Source organism: Siansivirga zeaxanthinifaciens CC-SAMT-1, assembly GCF_000941055.1.
Classification (GTDB): domain Bacteria; phylum Bacteroidota; class Bacteroidia; order Flavobacteriales; family Flavobacteriaceae; genus Siansivirga; species Siansivirga zeaxanthinifaciens.
Genome location: NZ_CP007202.1, coordinates 2,393,987 through 2,409,639, shown reverse-complemented (window position 1 = coordinate 2,409,639; position 15,653 = coordinate 2,393,987). Strand labels below are relative to the sequence as shown.

General features: G+C 32.3%; 14 protein-coding genes and 1 pseudogene. 4 read left to right on the top strand and 11 right to left on the bottom strand.

The genetic code is table 11. The annotated features are described in order from the left end of the window. The first annotated feature begins 50 nt into the window (after positions 1-50). Positions 51-1,970: an OmpA family protein gene (locus tag AW14_RS10885; RefSeq protein ID WP_044638830.1), complete on the top strand. Its 1,920-nt coding sequence runs from the start codon at positions 51-53 to the stop codon at positions 1,968-1,970. 158 nt (positions 1,971-2,128) lie between these two features. On the opposite strand, the gene AW14_RS10880 is transcribed toward AW14_RS10885, so the two are convergent. From AW14_RS10880 to rpsA, 8 genes are all read right to left on the bottom strand, one after another. Then, a complete protein-coding gene (locus AW14_RS10880) occupies positions 2,129-2,623 on the bottom strand; it encodes a CAP domain-containing protein (protein ID WP_044638829.1) in 495 nt (164 codons plus the stop codon). A 165-nt stretch (positions 2,624-2,788) separates the two neighbouring features. Then, positions 2,789-3,436 carry a pyridoxamine 5'-phosphate oxidase gene (gene pdxH, locus AW14_RS10875; protein WP_044638828.1) on the bottom strand — a complete coding sequence of 216 codons (648 nt, stop codon included), beginning with the start codon at positions 3,434-3,436 and terminating at the stop codon, positions 2,789-2,791. Positions 3,437-3,474: 38 nt separating this feature from the next. Further along, positions 3,475-4,380, bottom strand: coding sequence for a ribonuclease Z (locus AW14_RS10870; protein WP_044638827.1), 906 nt, complete (start codon positions 4,378-4,380; stop codon positions 3,475-3,477). Next, positions 4,377-4,850, bottom strand: coding sequence for a DUF3291 domain-containing protein (locus AW14_RS10865; protein ID WP_044638826.1), 474 nt, complete (start codon positions 4,848-4,850; stop codon positions 4,377-4,379). The genes AW14_RS10870 and AW14_RS10865 overlap by 4 nt, the downstream gene beginning before the upstream one ends. After that, positions 4,851-5,183 (bottom strand): hypothetical protein, encoded by a 333-nt coding sequence (locus tag AW14_RS10860; protein WP_044638825.1) that lies wholly within the window; start codon positions 5,181-5,183, stop codon positions 4,851-4,853. 3 nt (positions 5,184-5,186) lie between these two features. Further along, positions 5,187-6,116 (bottom strand): aspartate carbamoyltransferase catalytic subunit, encoded by a 930-nt coding sequence (locus AW14_RS10855; protein WP_044638824.1) that lies wholly within the window; start codon positions 6,114-6,116, stop codon positions 5,187-5,189. A 6-nt stretch (positions 6,117-6,122) separates the two neighbouring features. Beyond that, the gene (gene pyrR, locus AW14_RS10850) at positions 6,123-6,662 is read right to left on the bottom strand and encodes a bifunctional pyr operon transcriptional regulator/uracil phosphoribosyltransferase PyrR (RefSeq protein WP_044638823.1); all 540 of its coding nucleotides are present in this window, start codon (positions 6,660-6,662) and stop codon (positions 6,123-6,125) included. 138 nt (positions 6,663-6,800) lie between these two features. Next, a complete protein-coding gene (rpsA, locus tag AW14_RS10845; protein WP_044639617.1) occupies positions 6,801-8,633 on the bottom strand; it encodes a 30S ribosomal protein S1 in 1,833 nt (610 codons plus the stop codon). 295 nt (positions 8,634-8,928) lie between these two features. Between rpsA and AW14_RS10840 the strand changes: the two are divergent. Together AW14_RS10840 and xerD are read left to right on the top strand one after the other, a co-directional pair. Next, positions 8,929-9,309: pseudogene (locus tag AW14_RS10840) on the top strand (LysM peptidoglycan-binding domain-containing protein). Between the two features lie 90 nt (positions 9,310-9,399). Next, positions 9,400-10,296 carry a site-specific tyrosine recombinase XerD gene (gene xerD, locus AW14_RS10835; protein ID WP_044638822.1) on the top strand — a complete coding sequence of 299 codons (897 nt, stop codon included), beginning with the start codon at positions 9,400-9,402 and terminating at the stop codon, positions 10,294-10,296. Between the two features lie 3 nt (positions 10,297-10,299). On the opposite strand, the gene AW14_RS10830 is transcribed toward xerD, so the two are convergent. Genes AW14_RS10830 through ytxJ form a run of 3 tightly spaced genes read right to left on the bottom strand, consistent with a single transcriptional unit; the run spans position 10,300 to position 12,818 of the window. Next, positions 10,300-11,985, bottom strand: a complete 1,686-nt coding sequence (locus AW14_RS10830) for an RluA family pseudouridine synthase (protein ID WP_044638821.1) — start codon at positions 11,983-11,985, stop codon at positions 10,300-10,302. A 34-nt stretch (positions 11,986-12,019) separates the two neighbouring features. After that, positions 12,020-12,427, bottom strand: coding sequence for a gamma-glutamylcyclotransferase family protein (locus AW14_RS10825; RefSeq protein ID WP_052647486.1), 408 nt, complete (start codon positions 12,425-12,427; stop codon positions 12,020-12,022). Position 12,428: 1 nt separating this feature from the next. Then, positions 12,429-12,818 carry a bacillithiol system redox-active protein YtxJ gene (gene ytxJ / locus AW14_RS10820; protein ID WP_044638819.1) on the bottom strand — a complete coding sequence of 130 codons (390 nt, stop codon included), beginning with the start codon at positions 12,816-12,818 and terminating at the stop codon, positions 12,429-12,431. Between the two features lie 190 nt (positions 12,819-13,008). Between ytxJ and clpB the strand changes: the two genes are divergently transcribed. Next, entirely contained in the window at positions 13,009-15,621 is a 2,613-nt protein-coding gene (gene clpB / locus AW14_RS10815; protein ID WP_044638818.1) for an ATP-dependent chaperone ClpB, read from the top strand. Positions 15,622-15,653: the final 32 nt, after the last annotated feature.

The following is a 15,653-nucleotide window of genomic DNA, read 5'->3' as shown; positions in this document are numbered from 1 at the left end:
AAGTTAAAACTAAATTTATCTGAGACTTTTTTTAATACTATTTATAAAAAATGAAATTAAAAAAATACATCACTGTTTATATAGTTTTACTTTTTAATTTATGCCTATTTGCTCAACAATCTAAGGTTAAAAAGGCCGATAATTTATTTAATAAATTTGCGTTTGTCGATGCCGCTGAGGCCTACAAAGACTTAATAAATAAAGACTATCAAGCCGATTATGCCAGCAGACGCTTAGCAGATTGCTATACCTTTATGAGAAATCCAGACAGTGCTTTGGTTTATTACCAAAAAACTGTTGAACAGCCTAATATACCTATCGAGTATTATTACAAATATGCTCAAGCGCTTAGAGGCGTTAAAAACTATAAGGAATCTCGTGTTTGGCTAAAAAAATTTAAAAAATCTGGAGGTAAATTAAAAGATGTTAAGTTTTTAAAAGACGACAACTTTATTACCTCCATATTTAATGCAAAACCAAATTACTTCTTATCTAACGTAGATTTCAACTCCAAATACAGTGATTTTGGAGCTTACGAACATCAAAATAAAATATACTATACCTCCGCTCAAGACGAAGGCGTTTCTACAAAACATCTATATGGTTGGAATAAAGAACCTTTTTTAGATGTTTATGTAACAGACAAAGATGCTAAAACATCTAAACCCTTCTATAAATCGAAATTACCAGGCGATGTTAATAGTATTTATCATGATGGTCCCGTAACTATTTCTCCCGATGGAAAAACCATGTACTTTTCTAGAAATAATTTCATTGAAAAAACCTTAAAAAAGGACAAAAAAGGAATTAGTAATTTAAAAATTTACAAAGCATCCTTAATTGATAGTGTTTGGACAAATGTTGAAGAATTGAAATTTAATAGTGATGAATATTCTTGTGGTCATCCAGCTTTAAATAGAGACGGAACGAAACTATATTTTGCATCTGATATGCCCGGCGCTTTAGGGGGTTCAGATATTTTTTATGTTGATATTGATTCTAACGGAAATTTTGGGGCTCCTGTAAATTTAGGTGATGTTGTAAATACCGATGAAAATGAAGTATTCCCCTTTATAAATAATGAAGATGTTTTGTTTTTCTCTTCTGAAGGGCATCCTGGTTTAGGCTTGCTTGATGTTTTTGCAACTTCAACGAACAAAAACAAAGATATAGTAAGTGTTATAAATTTAGGAATTCCTGTAAATTCTAGCAAAGATGATTTTTCGTTTACTATGAATCCTGATGGCTTAACAGGTTATTTTGCTTCAAACAGACGCGGCGGAAAAGGAAGCGACGATATATATGCATATAATAGAATTCCCGATTTAAAAGTTGAAGGCTTCATTATCGATGCGGTAAACAGCAAACCTATTGCTAAGGCTACTGTAATACTTTATGACGATTCGAATAATGAAATAACAAAAATTGAATCGGATGACTTGGGTTTTTACTCTATAACCATTGAAAGGAATAATGATTTTGTTATTACTGCAGAAAAAAACAAATTTATAACTGGCACCGAAAAATTCACCTCAAAAAAATTAAAAGTAAGTGACATTAAAATTAAACAAGATATTATATTAAATCCTATTGAAGATGTTGTTTTATTAGCCGAATTAAACACCATTTACTTCGATTTTGATAAATACAACATTAGACCAGATGCCGCCAAAGAATTAGATAAAGTCGTTAATTTAATGACGAACGAATATCCTAAAATGACCATTAAATTAGAGTCTTACACAGATTCGCGAGGTACCGATGCCTATAATATTGATTTGTCTGTTAATCGTGCTAAATCCACTTATAATTATCTAATTTCTAAAGGCATAAAACCCGAACGAATTGTGTCTTATGAAGGTTTTGGAGAACAAAAATTAACAAACGACTGTGATGGATCTAAAAATTGTTTAGAATCACAACATCAGTTAAATAGACGTACGCAGTTTATAATTATAAAAATGAAATAGTATCTTAAATAAAGAAACCTCTCCATCAAGAGAGGTTTCTTACCATAATCTAAAATCAATAACTTAAGAAGCTATTAATTTTTTTAAAAAGTAAAAGACTATTAAATATATACTATTATACATTTAATAGTCTTTTACTTTTATATCGTTTTAAAGTATTATTTTTTTATAAAAATATTGGTGTAGTACCACTTTCCTTCATCGTTTTCTTCAGCAGAGATATCGAAATTAGTAAAATCACCTTCAATATTTACGCGATGTCCTTCACTTTTAATCCAGGCACTAACAACAGACTCGGCAGAAGTATAACCGTAAGCAACATTTTCAGATACACTTTTAGCACCTTCATATTGTTTTAAATATTGACTTCTTTTTGTGAAATTGGCATGAGAAACTTCATTATTCTCTACCATATAATCTGTGTGGGTGTATGCTACCGATTTTACAACACTCATATTCTTTAAAGCATTTAATCCTTTAGATAAACGATAGTTGTTTATAAGTTCAAGAATCTCAATTTCGATTGTTTTATCCTCTGGAGTAATTAAACTAAGTTCTATGTTTTCTACTCGCGTGTCTATGCTATCAGTTGTGCAAGAAAAAGATAATATTGCAAGAAAAAGCAATAAAAAAAGTTTTGTAAAAAGTTTCATAGGTTAGGTATTTTAGATTTGGTTTAGTAAAAATAGAAACCTAACTCGTATAAAATGTTAAAGAAATGTTAAAATCGATTAAAAACTAGTATTATGTCGCTATAATATGTATTTCATCGATATTTTTTGTTAAAAAAAGAAGTTGATTTGCATTTCAACCGAAATTTAAGGACATAATCGGTTAATTAACCAGGAATAGTCATCTTGCAATCTATAAGAAATTCTATCGTGTAATCTGTTAGCTCTACCCTGCCAGAATTCAATTTCAAATGGCTTTACAATATAACCTCCCCAGTGTGGTGGTCTAGGAACTTCTTTGTTTTCAAAAGAAGCTTCTAACGATTTTAATTTATTTTCTAGAGCTTCACGATTTTCTACAATTTCGCTTTGGTTTGATGCCCAAGCACCTAATTGACTGCCTCGCGGTCTCGACTCAAAATAACCATCACTTAAATTTTCTGGTAATTTTTCGGCATCACCTTTAATTATAATTTGTCTTTCGGCTCCATGCCAAAAAAAAGACAAACATACCTTAGGGTTCTTTTCAATAGCTCTGCCCTTTTCACTTTTGTAATTAGTAAAAAAAATAAAACCTTCGTGTGTATAGCGTTTTAAAAGAACAATTCTGTTTTTTGGATAACCATCTAAACCCATAGTAGAAAGTGTCATGGCATTGGTTTCATCTTGAGTAAAATAAGTATCTACTTCATAAAACCACTTTTGAAATAATTCCATAGGATTTTCAGGAACATCTTTTTTTAACAGTTCTCCTTTGTCATAGGATTTTCTGTAATCGCTTAAATCTTCATTCATAACACTAAAAAAAATAATTTAAAATTTTAAAGTAATTTCTAAAATTCGAATTCTTTACCATCTTCACTAAGTTCTACAGAGTCAAAGACTTCTTCTGCTTCTTCTTTAAACAAGTTTAAGTCGCCATATCTGGTAGAATAATGTCCAAGTAACAAAGTTCCCGCATTCGCTTGCTTAGCTATGCTAGCAGCTTCTTTAGCTGTTGAATGTTTTGTTTTAGTAGCTAAATTGGCATTTTTATCTAAAAAAGTAGATTCGTGATACAAAACATCTACATTTTTAATTATAGGAACTATATCTACTTTATACATGGTGTCGCTACAAAATGCATAACTTTTTGGTTTTGCCCCGGCTTTAGTAACCGTACTATTTTTAATTAAGATGCCATCTTCATTTAAAACATCAAAACCTTGAGCTAATTTTCTATAATAAGCTACATTAATGTTAGCTTCTTCTACAAGATTGATATCTAGTTTTCGGTTACCTTCTTTTTCTTTAAACAAATAACCATTTGTATAAATCCTGTGATCTAGAGGTATGGTATGTACTTCTACTTCTTCATCTTCAAAAATTAATTCAGATGTCTTAGAGGTTAATTCGTGAAAATAAAGATTATAATTCGTCCAAGAATCTGCTAATTTGAGTTGAAGCGTAATTATTTCTTTAATTCCTTTAGGTCCATAAATATGTAAATCTGCTTCACGAGTTAACAACCTAAACGTAGAAATAAGCCCTACCAATCCGTAAAAATGATCGCCATGAAGGTGCGATATAAAAATATGTTTAATTCTATTAAACTTAATTTTATGCTTTCGCAGTTGAACTTGTGTACCCTCACCACAATCTATTAAAAACATATGATTATTTATTTCTAATACTTGCGATGTCGTATTTGTTAAAGCTCTTGGTGTAGCACTATAACATCCTAAAATAGTGAGCTTCATTGTGTAATTGGTTTATAATCTAGTGCATCTTCAGCACTAAATATATTTTTAAAATTAAAGGCATATGGCGTTTCACCATAGGCATTTATATACATTAATCGGTTATGAGCTTCTTTTATAGAGGGCTTGGTATGTTCTGGAATATACCAAAAAGCCATATGTAACATTTTTAGTTTAGAAAACCATTCTTTTTTACGCTTAAAAACTTCAATATGCCCAGAATGGTAGGTATAATTAAATAAATCTTTTGGTGATTCCCAAACCGATAAATTAATTATCAAGTTATCTTCTTTAAAAAGATGCGTGGCTTCTTCTTTATCTTCATCTTTAAGTCGCCAAACAAAACCCGGACTTGAATCTGCGATAGCATTCATACGTTCAACATTATCAAAAAAAGGTTTCATTACTGGATCGTTAAATGATCCTAGCATTTTTGCAATATTGACTTGTGCCAGATGAAATTTGTTCATTTAAAATCCTAAATCACGTTCCATTTCTTCCATTTCAATAATATCATAAGCTTCTTGAATGGTAGGAACTACTAAAATTTCATCGGGAACAATATCTAAATTAATTTTATTTGTAACAATTACAAAGGAATGCTTTGCCCCACGATGATTGTTTGAGATACTTAAAAATTCAATAATATCTTCTAATTGTAGTTGTTTTAATGTGGATAAGCTTACAATGATGTTATCGTTTTTGTATTTTGGATAAACAACTTCTAACTTTTTTATAAGCTCTACTATTGTTGACTTTTCTTGAGTAATAATTACAATATTACCGTCTTGATCGATTATCATTTTTTACTGTTTTATTTTTGAAGCTAATAAATAAATAACAGCCATTCTAATGGCTACACCATTTTGAACTTGATCTAAAATAATAGATTGTCCAGAATCTGCGACATCACTAGTAATCTCTACACCGCGGTTAATAGGTCCTGGGTGCATGATGGTTATTTCTTTATTTAAAGATTCTAATAGTTCTTTATTAACACCAAATTGCTGAGTATATTCTCTGGTTGAAGGGAAATAGCTTATATCCATACGTTCGTTTTGAACGCGCAGCATATTAGCAACATCGCACCAGTTTAGCGCCTTTCTTAAGTCGGTTTCTACCTTCACCCCTAACTTGTCAATGTATTTTGGTAGTAAGGTTTTGGGGCCGCAAACCATAACTTCTGCACCTTGTAATTGCAAGGCAAAAATATTTGAAAGGGCGACTCTACTATGTAAAATGTCGCCTACAATTACTACTTTTTTACCCTTTACCTCTCCTAGTTTTTCTCGTATAGAATACGAATCTAACAAGGCTTGTGTTGGATGCTCGTGAGCGCCATCGCCAGCGTTTACAATACTCGCTTTAACGTGTTTAGATAAAAAGAGTCCTGCGCCTGGGTTAGGATGCCTCATAACAACCATATCGACTTTCATAGACAAAATATTGTTTACAGTGTCTATTAAAGTTTCACCTTTCTTAACAGAAGATTGAGAAGATGAAAAATTTAGCACATCGGCAGATAATCGCTTTTCGGCAAGTTCAAAAGACAATTTGGTTCTTGTTGAGTTTTCAAAAAACAAATTGGCAATGGTGATATCTCGTAGCGAAGGTACTTTTTTAATGGGTCTGTTAATCACTTCCTTAAAATGATCGGCAGTTTCAAAAATCAGTTTTATATCTTGTTTGTTAAGATATTTGATTCCTAATAAGTGATTGACACTTAATTCGCTCATGGTTTATTATTTTTCTATTAAGTAAACGGAATCTTCTTGATCTTGCTCTTTCCAGTTTACCTTAACTTTTTCATTATTAATAACATCTACCTGACGCCCCTTGTAGTTTGGTTGTATTGGTAAATGTCTGCTAAAACGTCTGTCTATAAGTGTTAAAAGCTCAATTTCATTGGGTCTACCAAAAGATTGTATAGCAGTTAATGCAGCTCTTATGCTTCTTCCTGTGTAAAGAACATCATCAATAAAAACAACATTTTTATCTTCTACTATAAAATTGATTTTTGTTGTATTGGCTTCTAATGGTTTTTCTCCACGACGAAAATCGTCTCTAAAAAAAGTGATATCTAAATGTCCTAATTGAATGTTTTTAACTTTATAATCTTCTCTTAGTATTTTTGCAATTCTATCGGCTAAAAACACCCCACGTGGCTGTAAACCAATTAATACGGTATTAGAGAAATCGTTATGTTTTTCAATAAGTTGACAAGCCAATCGATGAAGAATGATGTTTACCTCTTTTGCGTTAAGTAAAACTTTTTGACTCATATAATTATCCAAACGTGTTTGGTTAACAAAGGTAATGCAAAATTTTAAAATTTATAGTTTTAAAAGTATAGTTTCATAAAAAAGCCTTCAAAATAATTTGAAGGCTTTATGTTATTTAATGTAAGTATTACTTAATAATTAAGATTTACCGTCCATTTTATCTTTAAGAGCTTGTAAAGCTTCGTTAGCATCACCTAAAGTTGGTTTAGCTTCTGCTGCTTGATCTGCAACTTTTTTAGCTGCTGCTTTTACGTTTGCAATTTCTTCTGCTTTAAAGATAGCAGTGTGAGACGCTACAACACGTTTAAACTCTTTGTTAAATTCAATAATTTTGAAATCGGCAGTATCTCCTTTTTTAAGTTTGCTTCCGTCTTCTTTTTCAAGGTGACGAGCAGGAATAAATGCTACGATATCTTCATTAAATTCTACAGTTGCTCCTTTGTCTACAATTTCAGAAATAACTCCTGAATGTACAGTTTCTAAAGCGAAATCTGTTTCGTAAGCATCCCAAGGATTTGTAGTAGTTTGTTTGTGACCTAAACTTAATTTACGTCCTTCAACATCTAATTCTAATACAACAACTTCTAATTTATCACCAGCTGAACAGAATTCACTTGGGTGTTTAATTTTCTTCGTCCAAGATAAATCAGAGATGTAAATTAATCCGTCTATACCTTCTTCTAATTCAACAAATACACCAAAGTTTGTAAAGTTACGAACGATACCAGTGTGTTTAGAACCTAATGGATATTTAGTAGTAATGTCTGTCCATGGATCGGCAGTTAATTGCTTAATACCTAAAGACATTTTACGCTCTTCTCTATCTAGAGTTAAGATAACTGCTTCAACTTCATCTCCTACAGAAACGAAATCTTGTGCAGAACGTAAATGTGTAGACCAAGACATTTCAGAAACGTGAATTAAACCTTCAACACCATCAGCAACTTCAATAAATGCACCGTAATCTGCAATAACAACTACTTTACCTTTTACTTTATCACCTACAGCAACAGTATCGGCTAATGCTTCCCATGGGTGTTTGCTTAATTGTTTAAGACCTAATTGGATTCTTGATTTGTTTTCATCAAAATCAAGGATTACAACGTTTAATTTTTGATCTAACTCAACAATCTCGTTTGGATGATTAATACGAGACCAAGAAAGGTCTGTAATGTGGATTAAACCATCTACACCACCAAGATCGATGAATACACCGTAAGAAGTAATGTTTTTAACAACACCTTCTAATACTTGACCTTTTTCTAATTGACCAATAATTTCTTTTTTCTGTACTTCAATATCAGCTTCAATTAAAGCTTTATGAGATACTACTACGTTTTTAAATTCGTGGTTGATTTTAACAACTTTGAATTCCATAGTTTTATTTACGTACTGATCGTAATCTCTAATTGGCTTCACATCAATTTGAGAACCTGGTAAGAATGCTTCGATACCGAATACATCTACAATCATACCACCTTTAGTTCTGCATTTAACAAAACCATTAACGATTTCACCAGTTTCGTTTGCTTTAATAACACGATCCCATGCTTTAATAACACGTGCTTTTCTGTGAGATAATACTAATTGTCCTGTTGCATCTTCACGAACATCAATTAATACTTCTACTTTATCGCCTACGGCTAAGTTTGGGTTGTAACGGAATTCGTTTAAAGAAATAACACCTTCAGATTTTGCATTGATATCGATAATAGCATCTCTATCTGAAATGTGCACTACAGTTCCTTCTACAACTTCATCATCTAAAGTGTCTACGAAATTTTCTGCTACTAATTTTTCAAATTCTTGTAATTGCTTTTCATCAACTTCATCAATACCTTCTTGGTAGTTGTGCCAGTTAAAATTTGCTAAGAATTTTTCAGGGTTTGCTTTAGCTTCAGATTGTACTGGAGCCTCTACTGTTTTAGCGTCTGTTGCTTCAACTTCTGCTTGATTTGCGTTTTCAGCCATGTGCTGATTAAAATTTTGTATCCTGTACATCTTAGATGATTTATGCGGCTAAACGTACAGAAGTGTTATAATTATTTGATTTTCAGTCCTTTTATCATTACTACGCCGCTAAAAGGAGTGCAAAAATAAACAATTTTGATATAATTACCTAAAAATCAGTAAATAAATTATTTTGTGACTTTTCGTCTTTTATGGTTTCCTATTGATATTAACATTTTATTAAAGCAGAATATTCTTGTAAAACGAATTTTTGTAGTAAATTGTAAGATATTATTAACATAAATAAAATTAAATTATGACAATTAAAGCAAAATATCAACCTGTTTTAGATTTAGGCGAACAACTTAATATTCAAAATGGTGATGTCACTGAAGCCGTTGGTGTTTTAAAAGTAAATGGCACCGCAAAAACATAATATGAAAAGAATTTAATATGGGATAAAATTAAAGAAATTGGTGGTTCTAACCCAACAGATATTCAAGCAAATATTAATGTAGAAGACGAATCTATTTTTGCAAAACACGTTGTTCAAAAAGGAGAAACTTTAGGAAAAATAGCAAAACACTATTATGGTAATGCAGCAAAATACACCGCTATTTTTGAAGCGAATACAAATATTTTAAAAGACCCTAATTTAATTCATCCAAATCAAGAATTAATAATTCCTAATTTATAATATACATTAAAAAATTAAACTAAATATTTAAGTAAAAATTTAAAAATCCAGAACAGATATTGCTCTGGATTTTTTTATTAATTTAACCCCATGAAATGGGAACATGCCTTAAAAGATTATCAAGATTATTTAAAAATTGAACGGGGACTTTCTAAAAATTCTATAGATAATTATTCTTTAGATATTAAGAAGTTAATGAATTATCTCGAGACAAATAACCTGACCCAATCCCCAATTTCTATTACTCAAGAAACCATCCAGCAGTTTATTTACGATACTGCAAAAGTTGTAAATGCACGATCGCAATCTCGCATTATTTCTGGTTTAAGAAGTTTTTTTAATTATTTAATTTTTGAAGATTACACAACAACAAACCCTCTGGATTTTATAGAATCTCCCAAAATTGGACGTAAACTTCCTGATACGCTCTCTGAAGAAGAAATAGACCAGCTAATTAAGGCTATAGATTTAAGTAAAGCCGAAGGCGAACGCAATCGGGCCATGTTAGAAACTTTATATGGTTGCGGTTTGCGGGTTAGTGAGTTAATTAATTTAAAGGTGTCTGATTTATTTTTTGATGAAGGCTTTATAAAAGTAACAGGTAAAGGCGACAAACAACGTTTTGTTCCTATTGTAAATGTTACTCAGAAATTCATCAATATATATAAAGATGAAGTTCGCAACCACATAACTATTCAACCGGGTTTTGAAGATACTTTGTTTTTAAATCGCAGAGGCAAACAATTAACCCGAGCCATGGTTTTTACTATTATTAAACAATTAGCCGTTAAAATAGGATTAAAAAAAAGCATTTCACCACATACTTTCAGACATTCTTTCGCGACCCATTTACTTCAAAACAATGCCGATTTAAGATCGATACAACTTATGTTAGGCCATGAAAGCATAACCACTACCGAAATATACGTGCATTTAGACAAAAGTCATTTAACTAAAGTGGTAGAAAAATTTCACCCTAGAAAATAACCCTTAAAAAGGCGCGTCACACAATAATGTTAATGTTTCTTTTGTAATAGGATGTGTAAATGTTATTTGTTCGGCGTGTAAATGTAATCTATTGGCTTTTGTTCCATATAAATCGTCACCCAAAATAGGTGTATTTAAACCAAATTGGTGTGCTGCATGCACACGCAACTGATGTGTTCTTCCAGTTACTGGATAGAAATACACTCTGGTTTTTCCATTATCAATAGATATGGTTTCAAAAATAGTTTCGGCAGGTTTGCCATACTCATAACAAACTAATTGTTGGGGTCTGTTATCTAAATCTACACGAAGTGGTAAATTAATAGTGCCGCTTTTAGCTTCTAAAACACCATCCAAAACAGCTACATAACGCTTTTTAATTTGTCGTTCTATAAATTGTTTTTGTAAATGTTTATGAATTCTGTTGGTTTTAGCCACTAATAAAATTCCAGATGTCGACATATCCAAACGATGCAGCAACAACGGACCTGTGGCATTTGGTAAATAATGCTTCATTTGGGTTAAAACCGAAGTCTTTAAATTTTTACCAGGCACCGATAGAAATTCGTGCGGTTTATTAACAGCCAATAAATAATCATCTTCGTAAATTATTTCTAAAGCTACGCTTTCGCTTATGTGATTTTCTATGGGGTTATCTTCAACATTTAAACCCTGCATCATATGTCCTAAAATAGGTTCACATTTACTTCGGCAAGACGGATAAAACTGTTGATGCTTTCTAACCTCAGACTTTGGTGAAGCTCCCCACCAAAACTCGGCCATCGCAACAGGCGTTAAATTATTTTTATAGGCATATTGAAACAACTTAGGCGCTGCACATTCACCAGAACCTGCGGGAGGAATGGGTGTTTTGGTGTCTTTAAAAATATCTAATAAATCTTTGGTTTCCCCTTTTGCATTTAAAAATTTATACTGTTGATGAATTTTTTGTTGTATAGAAGCCGATAATTCGGCGCGAGTTGTTTTTAATTCAATTATGGGTTTTTGTAACGTTTCTAGTTGCAGTTGTTTTTCTGCAATAGTCGTTTCCCAGAACTGTTTTAAATGTTTCAACCTAATTTGAAAACCGATGCTTTCTTGGTTTAAAGCTTCAATAAACGCAGCATAACGCTCGGGATTCATGTCTTTTTCTGCTGCTGCTCTCCTATCGTTTCGTTTTTGTTTTTCAGCTTTAATTTCGGCTTTAAAATTTTTTAATTCTGAAGCATAGGCTTGCTTACTTTCATTTAAATCTTGAAGACTATTTTTTAATTCTGTTGCATTTTCTAATGTTTCAATTTCAGCATTAATAGCATTTAATTTTGCTTCTCCAATTTTATAAAACCCATCGGTTTGCAGGGTGTTGTAAATAGTAGGCACAAATCCGTTTATATCATTGCTATCTGCTAATTTACCAGAAAAAGCAGCGATATAACCTAGATTGTTTTCTGCGGTTGTAACCACCATAACACCAAACATTTTCCCAATGGGCAAACCTTTTTGATTTTGATTTAATCCAAAATTATGTTCAAAATCGGTTTGGTTTTCTAAGTAATTCTGTAAACTCGCTGCGGCTTGAAGGCTCAAAGGATGTGGTTTGTAATAAAAAGGAAAGGTAAATTTTTCAGGCAAAGCATCTTTTAAGTTATTGCTTAATGGATGAAAAATTGCCGAACCAAATGAAAACATAGTAAAGTTTTAAAAACGCTACAAAGAAACAAAATTAGATGGAGCTTTTATAGTTTCCAGAAGGGATCCGTTTTAAAGTATCGACCGGGAAATTGTATATATAAACCCAACAACTTAAAGATTCTTTATTGTCTAAAGAAACATCAACTAATACCCTATTATACAAATCAGGCTCAGAAGATGTTTTATCGATGCCTTCGTAAGCATCTAAAACTTCAAAAACTTTATTAATATCATGCAATTTAAAAACACTGCCGTAAACCTTTTCATGTTCGTCATCACTTGGTATGGCGCCTGGAAAACCATCAACCTCATAAAGCTTACCCGTAAAGTAACCATGTGCTATAAATTGAGAATGAGACGCCAAAAATTGTGACATCTCATTCTTAAAATCTTGCATCAAAGTACCGTAAACGAACAAGTAGTTACTGGCAGTTGGCATTTTATATGTATTTATTAATATCTAAATCATTAATTCCACCATGGCTAGAATGCGCTACAACAACACCATTTCTTATAATTAAAATTTGTGGCGATTCGTGCATAACTTGAAAACGCTCTGCTATTTCATTTGAAATATCGCGATAAACTAATAAGTCTAAAAAAATCAAATCTATTTGGTCTTCATTTAAATTGAAATCAGATTCAAATTGCTTTAAAACCATTCTGCTAATACCACAGCGCGTAGAATGTTTAAAAATAGCCTGTGTTTTAGTTAATGATTTCGATTGAATATCATCTAATTGTGTTTTTGTGGTTAAAGGAAGCCATTGTATATTTTTTTCCTTTTTTGGTTCATTTGAACCACTAAATAATGTGTTAAATATTCCCATTTTTTGTATCTTATAATTTATTAAGTCGAAATAGATATGCAACCTTACAACTGACTAAAAGTCACTAACAACAACGCTTTAACCGACATTTTGTCTCCCTATAAGCATTGGTAAGGTTATTGACCTATTCTAGTTGTAAAAATAAATTAATAAAAATCATTTTCGCTTTCGCGGAAAAAAAATATACACTATGAACTTAAATAATTATACAATTAAATCGCAAGAAGCCATACAACAAGCGCAACAAATTGCGCAAAGTTTTGGCCATCAACAAATTGAAAACGAACACTTTTTTAAAGGTATTTTTGAAGTTGATGAAAATGTATTACCATTCATTTTGAAAAAATTGAATGTTAATATTTCTATGCTGGAAAAAACTTTAGATAAACAAATTGAAAGTTTTGCTAAAGTCTCTGGCGGTGAACTTATGCTATCTCGTGAAGCTAACAAAACCCTTAACGAAGCTTCTATTATAGCTAAAAAAATGAACGATGATTACGTGTCTGTAGAACATTTAATTATAGCCATTTTTAAATCTAATAGCAAAATAGCTCAAATGTTAAAAGACCAAGGTGTTACCGAAAAAACCTTAACTGCAAGTATAAATGAATTGCGTAAAGGCGATCGTGTAACTTCTCAAAGTCAAGAAGAAACCTATAATTCACTTAACAAATACGCTAAAAACTTAAACCAGTTAGCTAAAGATGGAAAATTAGATCCTGTGATTGGGCGCGATGAAGAAATACGTCGTATTCTTCAAATTTTATCACGTCGAACCAAGAACAATCCTATTTTAGTTGGTGAACCCGGAACTGGTAAAACAGCTATTGCCGAAGGTTTAGCGCACAGAATTGTCGATGGCGATATTCCCGAAAACCTTAAAGACAAACAAATTTTTGCTTTAGATATGGGTGCCTTAATTGCAGGTGCTAAATATAAAGGTGAATTCGAAGAACGCTTAAAAGCCGTAATAAAAGAAGTTACAACTAGCGAGGGCGATATCGTACTTTTTATAGATGAAATTCACACGCTTGTGGGCGCTGGTGGCGGCCAAGGTGCTATGGATGCAGCTAACATTTTAAAACCTGCTTTAGCTCGTGGGGAACTTCGCGCTATTGGAGCAACTACTTTAGATGAATATCAAAAATATTTTGAAAAAGACAAAGCTTTAGAACGTCGTTTCCAAAAAGTCATGGTAGACGAACCTGACACCGAGAGTGCCATTTCCATACTTCGTGGTATTAAAGAAAAATACGAAGCCCACCACAAAGTACGTATAAAAGATGAAGCCATTATTGGTGCTGTTGAATTATCACAACGTTATATTACCAATCGTTTTTTACCAGATAAAGCCATCGATTTAATGGATGAGGCTGCTTCTAAATTGCGTATGGAAATCGATTCTAAACCTGAAGAACTTGATGTTTTAGATAGAAAAATCATGCAATTAGAAATTGAAATTGAAGCCATCAAACGTGAAAAAGACGAAAATAAATTAAAAATATTACGCTCAGATTTAGCGAATATCAAAGAGCAGCGAAACGAAATTAATGCCAAATGGAAAAGCGAAAAAGAAGTTGTTGAAAATATACAAAATACCAAGCTGGCTATTGAAAACTTTAAATTAGAAGCCGAAAAAGCCGAACGTGAAGGCGATTACGGAAAAGTAGCCGAACTACGTTATGGTAAAATAAAAGAAGCTCAGCAAACGCTAGAAGAACAACAAAAAATACTGGCAAACCAGCAAGCCAATAGCAATTCATTAATTAAAGAAGAAGTTACTTACGATGATATTGCCGAAGTTGTAGCAAAATGGACCGGAATACCAGTGACAAAAATGCTACAAAGCGAACGCGAAAAACTTCTAAAATTAGAAGATCAATTACATAAACGTGTGGTTGGTCAAGAGGAAGCTATTGAAGCTGTGAGTGATGCGGTTCGTAGAAGTCGTGCTGGCCTGCAAAACCCTAAAAAACCTATTGGTACCTTCTTGTTTTTAGGAACCACAGGTGTTGGTAAAACTGAGCTGGCAAAAGCCTTAGCCGAGTATTTATTTGACGATGAAAATGCTATGACCAGAATTGATATGAGCGAATATCAAGAACGTCATGCCGTGAGCAGATTGGTAGGTGCGCCTCCAGGATATGTTGGTTATGATGAAGGCGGACAATTAACTGAAGCTGTAAGAAGAAAACCCTATTCTGTAGTGCTTTTAGATGAAATTGAAAAAGCACACCCAGATACGTTTAACATCCTGTTACAGGTTCTAGATGAAGGGCATTTAACAGACAATAAAGGGCGTGTTGCCGATTTTAAAAATACCATTATAATCATGACATCCAATATTGGTAGCTCTGTAATTCAACAACATTTTGAAGCAACAAAAGATATCGATTCTGCTATTGAAGCTGCAAAAATAGATGTGTTAGCTATTTTAAAACAAAGTGTTAGACCCGAGTTTTTAAATCGTATTGATGATACCATTATGTTTACACCGCTTAGTCAGTCTAACATAAGAGAAATTGTAAGCTTGCAGTTAAAAGGTATTACAAAAATGATAGGTCAACAAGGCATTACTTTCGATGCTACCCCAGAGGCTATAACCTATTTAGCAGATAAAGGCTATAATCCTGAATATGGCGCCAGACCTGTAAAACGTGTCATTCAAAAAGAAGTACTAAACAAGCTTAGTAAAGAAATACTGGCTGGTAAAGTATCTACAGATAGTATTATTTTACTAGATGCTTTCGATAATGAATTGGTTTTTAGAAATCAAGGCGATTTAGTTACCGACAAAATTTAATTTTTCCGTAACAAATACATGTTAATTTAGTC

Excerpts from the sequence above, each read along its gene's own strand:
- ytxJ (WP_044638819.1), bottom strand. The coding sequence starts at position 12,818 with ATGGGAATATTTAACACATTATTTAGTGGTTCAAATGAACCAAAAAAG.
- AW14_RS10860 (WP_044638825.1), bottom strand. The coding sequence starts at position 5,183 with ATGATAATCGATCAAGACGGTAATATTGTAATTATTACTCAAGAAAAG.
- AW14_RS10855 (WP_044638824.1), bottom strand. The coding sequence starts at position 6,116 with ATGAGCGAATTAAGTGTCAATCACTTATTAGGAATCAAATATCTTAAC.
- pdxH (WP_044638828.1), bottom strand. The coding sequence starts at position 3,436 with ATGAATGAAGATTTAAGCGATTACAGAAAATCCTATGACAAAGGAGAA.
- AW14_RS10880 (WP_044638829.1), bottom strand. The coding sequence starts at position 2,623 with ATGAAACTTTTTACAAAACTTTTTTTATTGCTTTTTCTTGCAATATTA.
- AW14_RS10830 (WP_044638821.1), bottom strand. The coding sequence starts at position 11,985 with ATGTTTTCATTTGGTTCGGCAATTTTTCATCCATTAAGCAATAACTTA.
- AW14_RS10885 (WP_044638830.1), top strand. The coding sequence starts at position 51 with ATGAAATTAAAAAAATACATCACTGTTTATATAGTTTTACTTTTTAAT.
- xerD (WP_044638822.1), top strand. The coding sequence starts at position 9,400 with ATGAAATGGGAACATGCCTTAAAAGATTATCAAGATTATTTAAAAATT.
- AW14_RS10865 (WP_044638826.1), bottom strand. The coding sequence starts at position 4,850 with ATGAACAAATTTCATCTGGCACAAGTCAATATTGCAAAAATGCTAGGA.
- rpsA (WP_044639617.1), bottom strand. The coding sequence starts at position 8,633 with ATGGCTGAAAACGCAAATCAAGCAGAAGTTGAAGCAACAGACGCTAAA.
- clpB (WP_044638818.1), top strand. The coding sequence starts at position 13,009 with ATGAACTTAAATAATTATACAATTAAATCGCAAGAAGCCATACAACAA.
- pyrR (WP_044638823.1), bottom strand. The coding sequence starts at position 6,662 with ATGAGTCAAAAAGTTTTACTTAACGCAAAAGAGGTAAACATCATTCTT.
- AW14_RS10870 (WP_044638827.1), bottom strand. The coding sequence starts at position 4,380 with ATGAAGCTCACTATTTTAGGATGTTATAGTGCTACACCAAGAGCTTTA.
- AW14_RS10825 (WP_052647486.1), bottom strand. The coding sequence starts at position 12,427 with ATGCCAACTGCCAGTAACTACTTGTTCGTTTACGGTACTTTGATGCAA.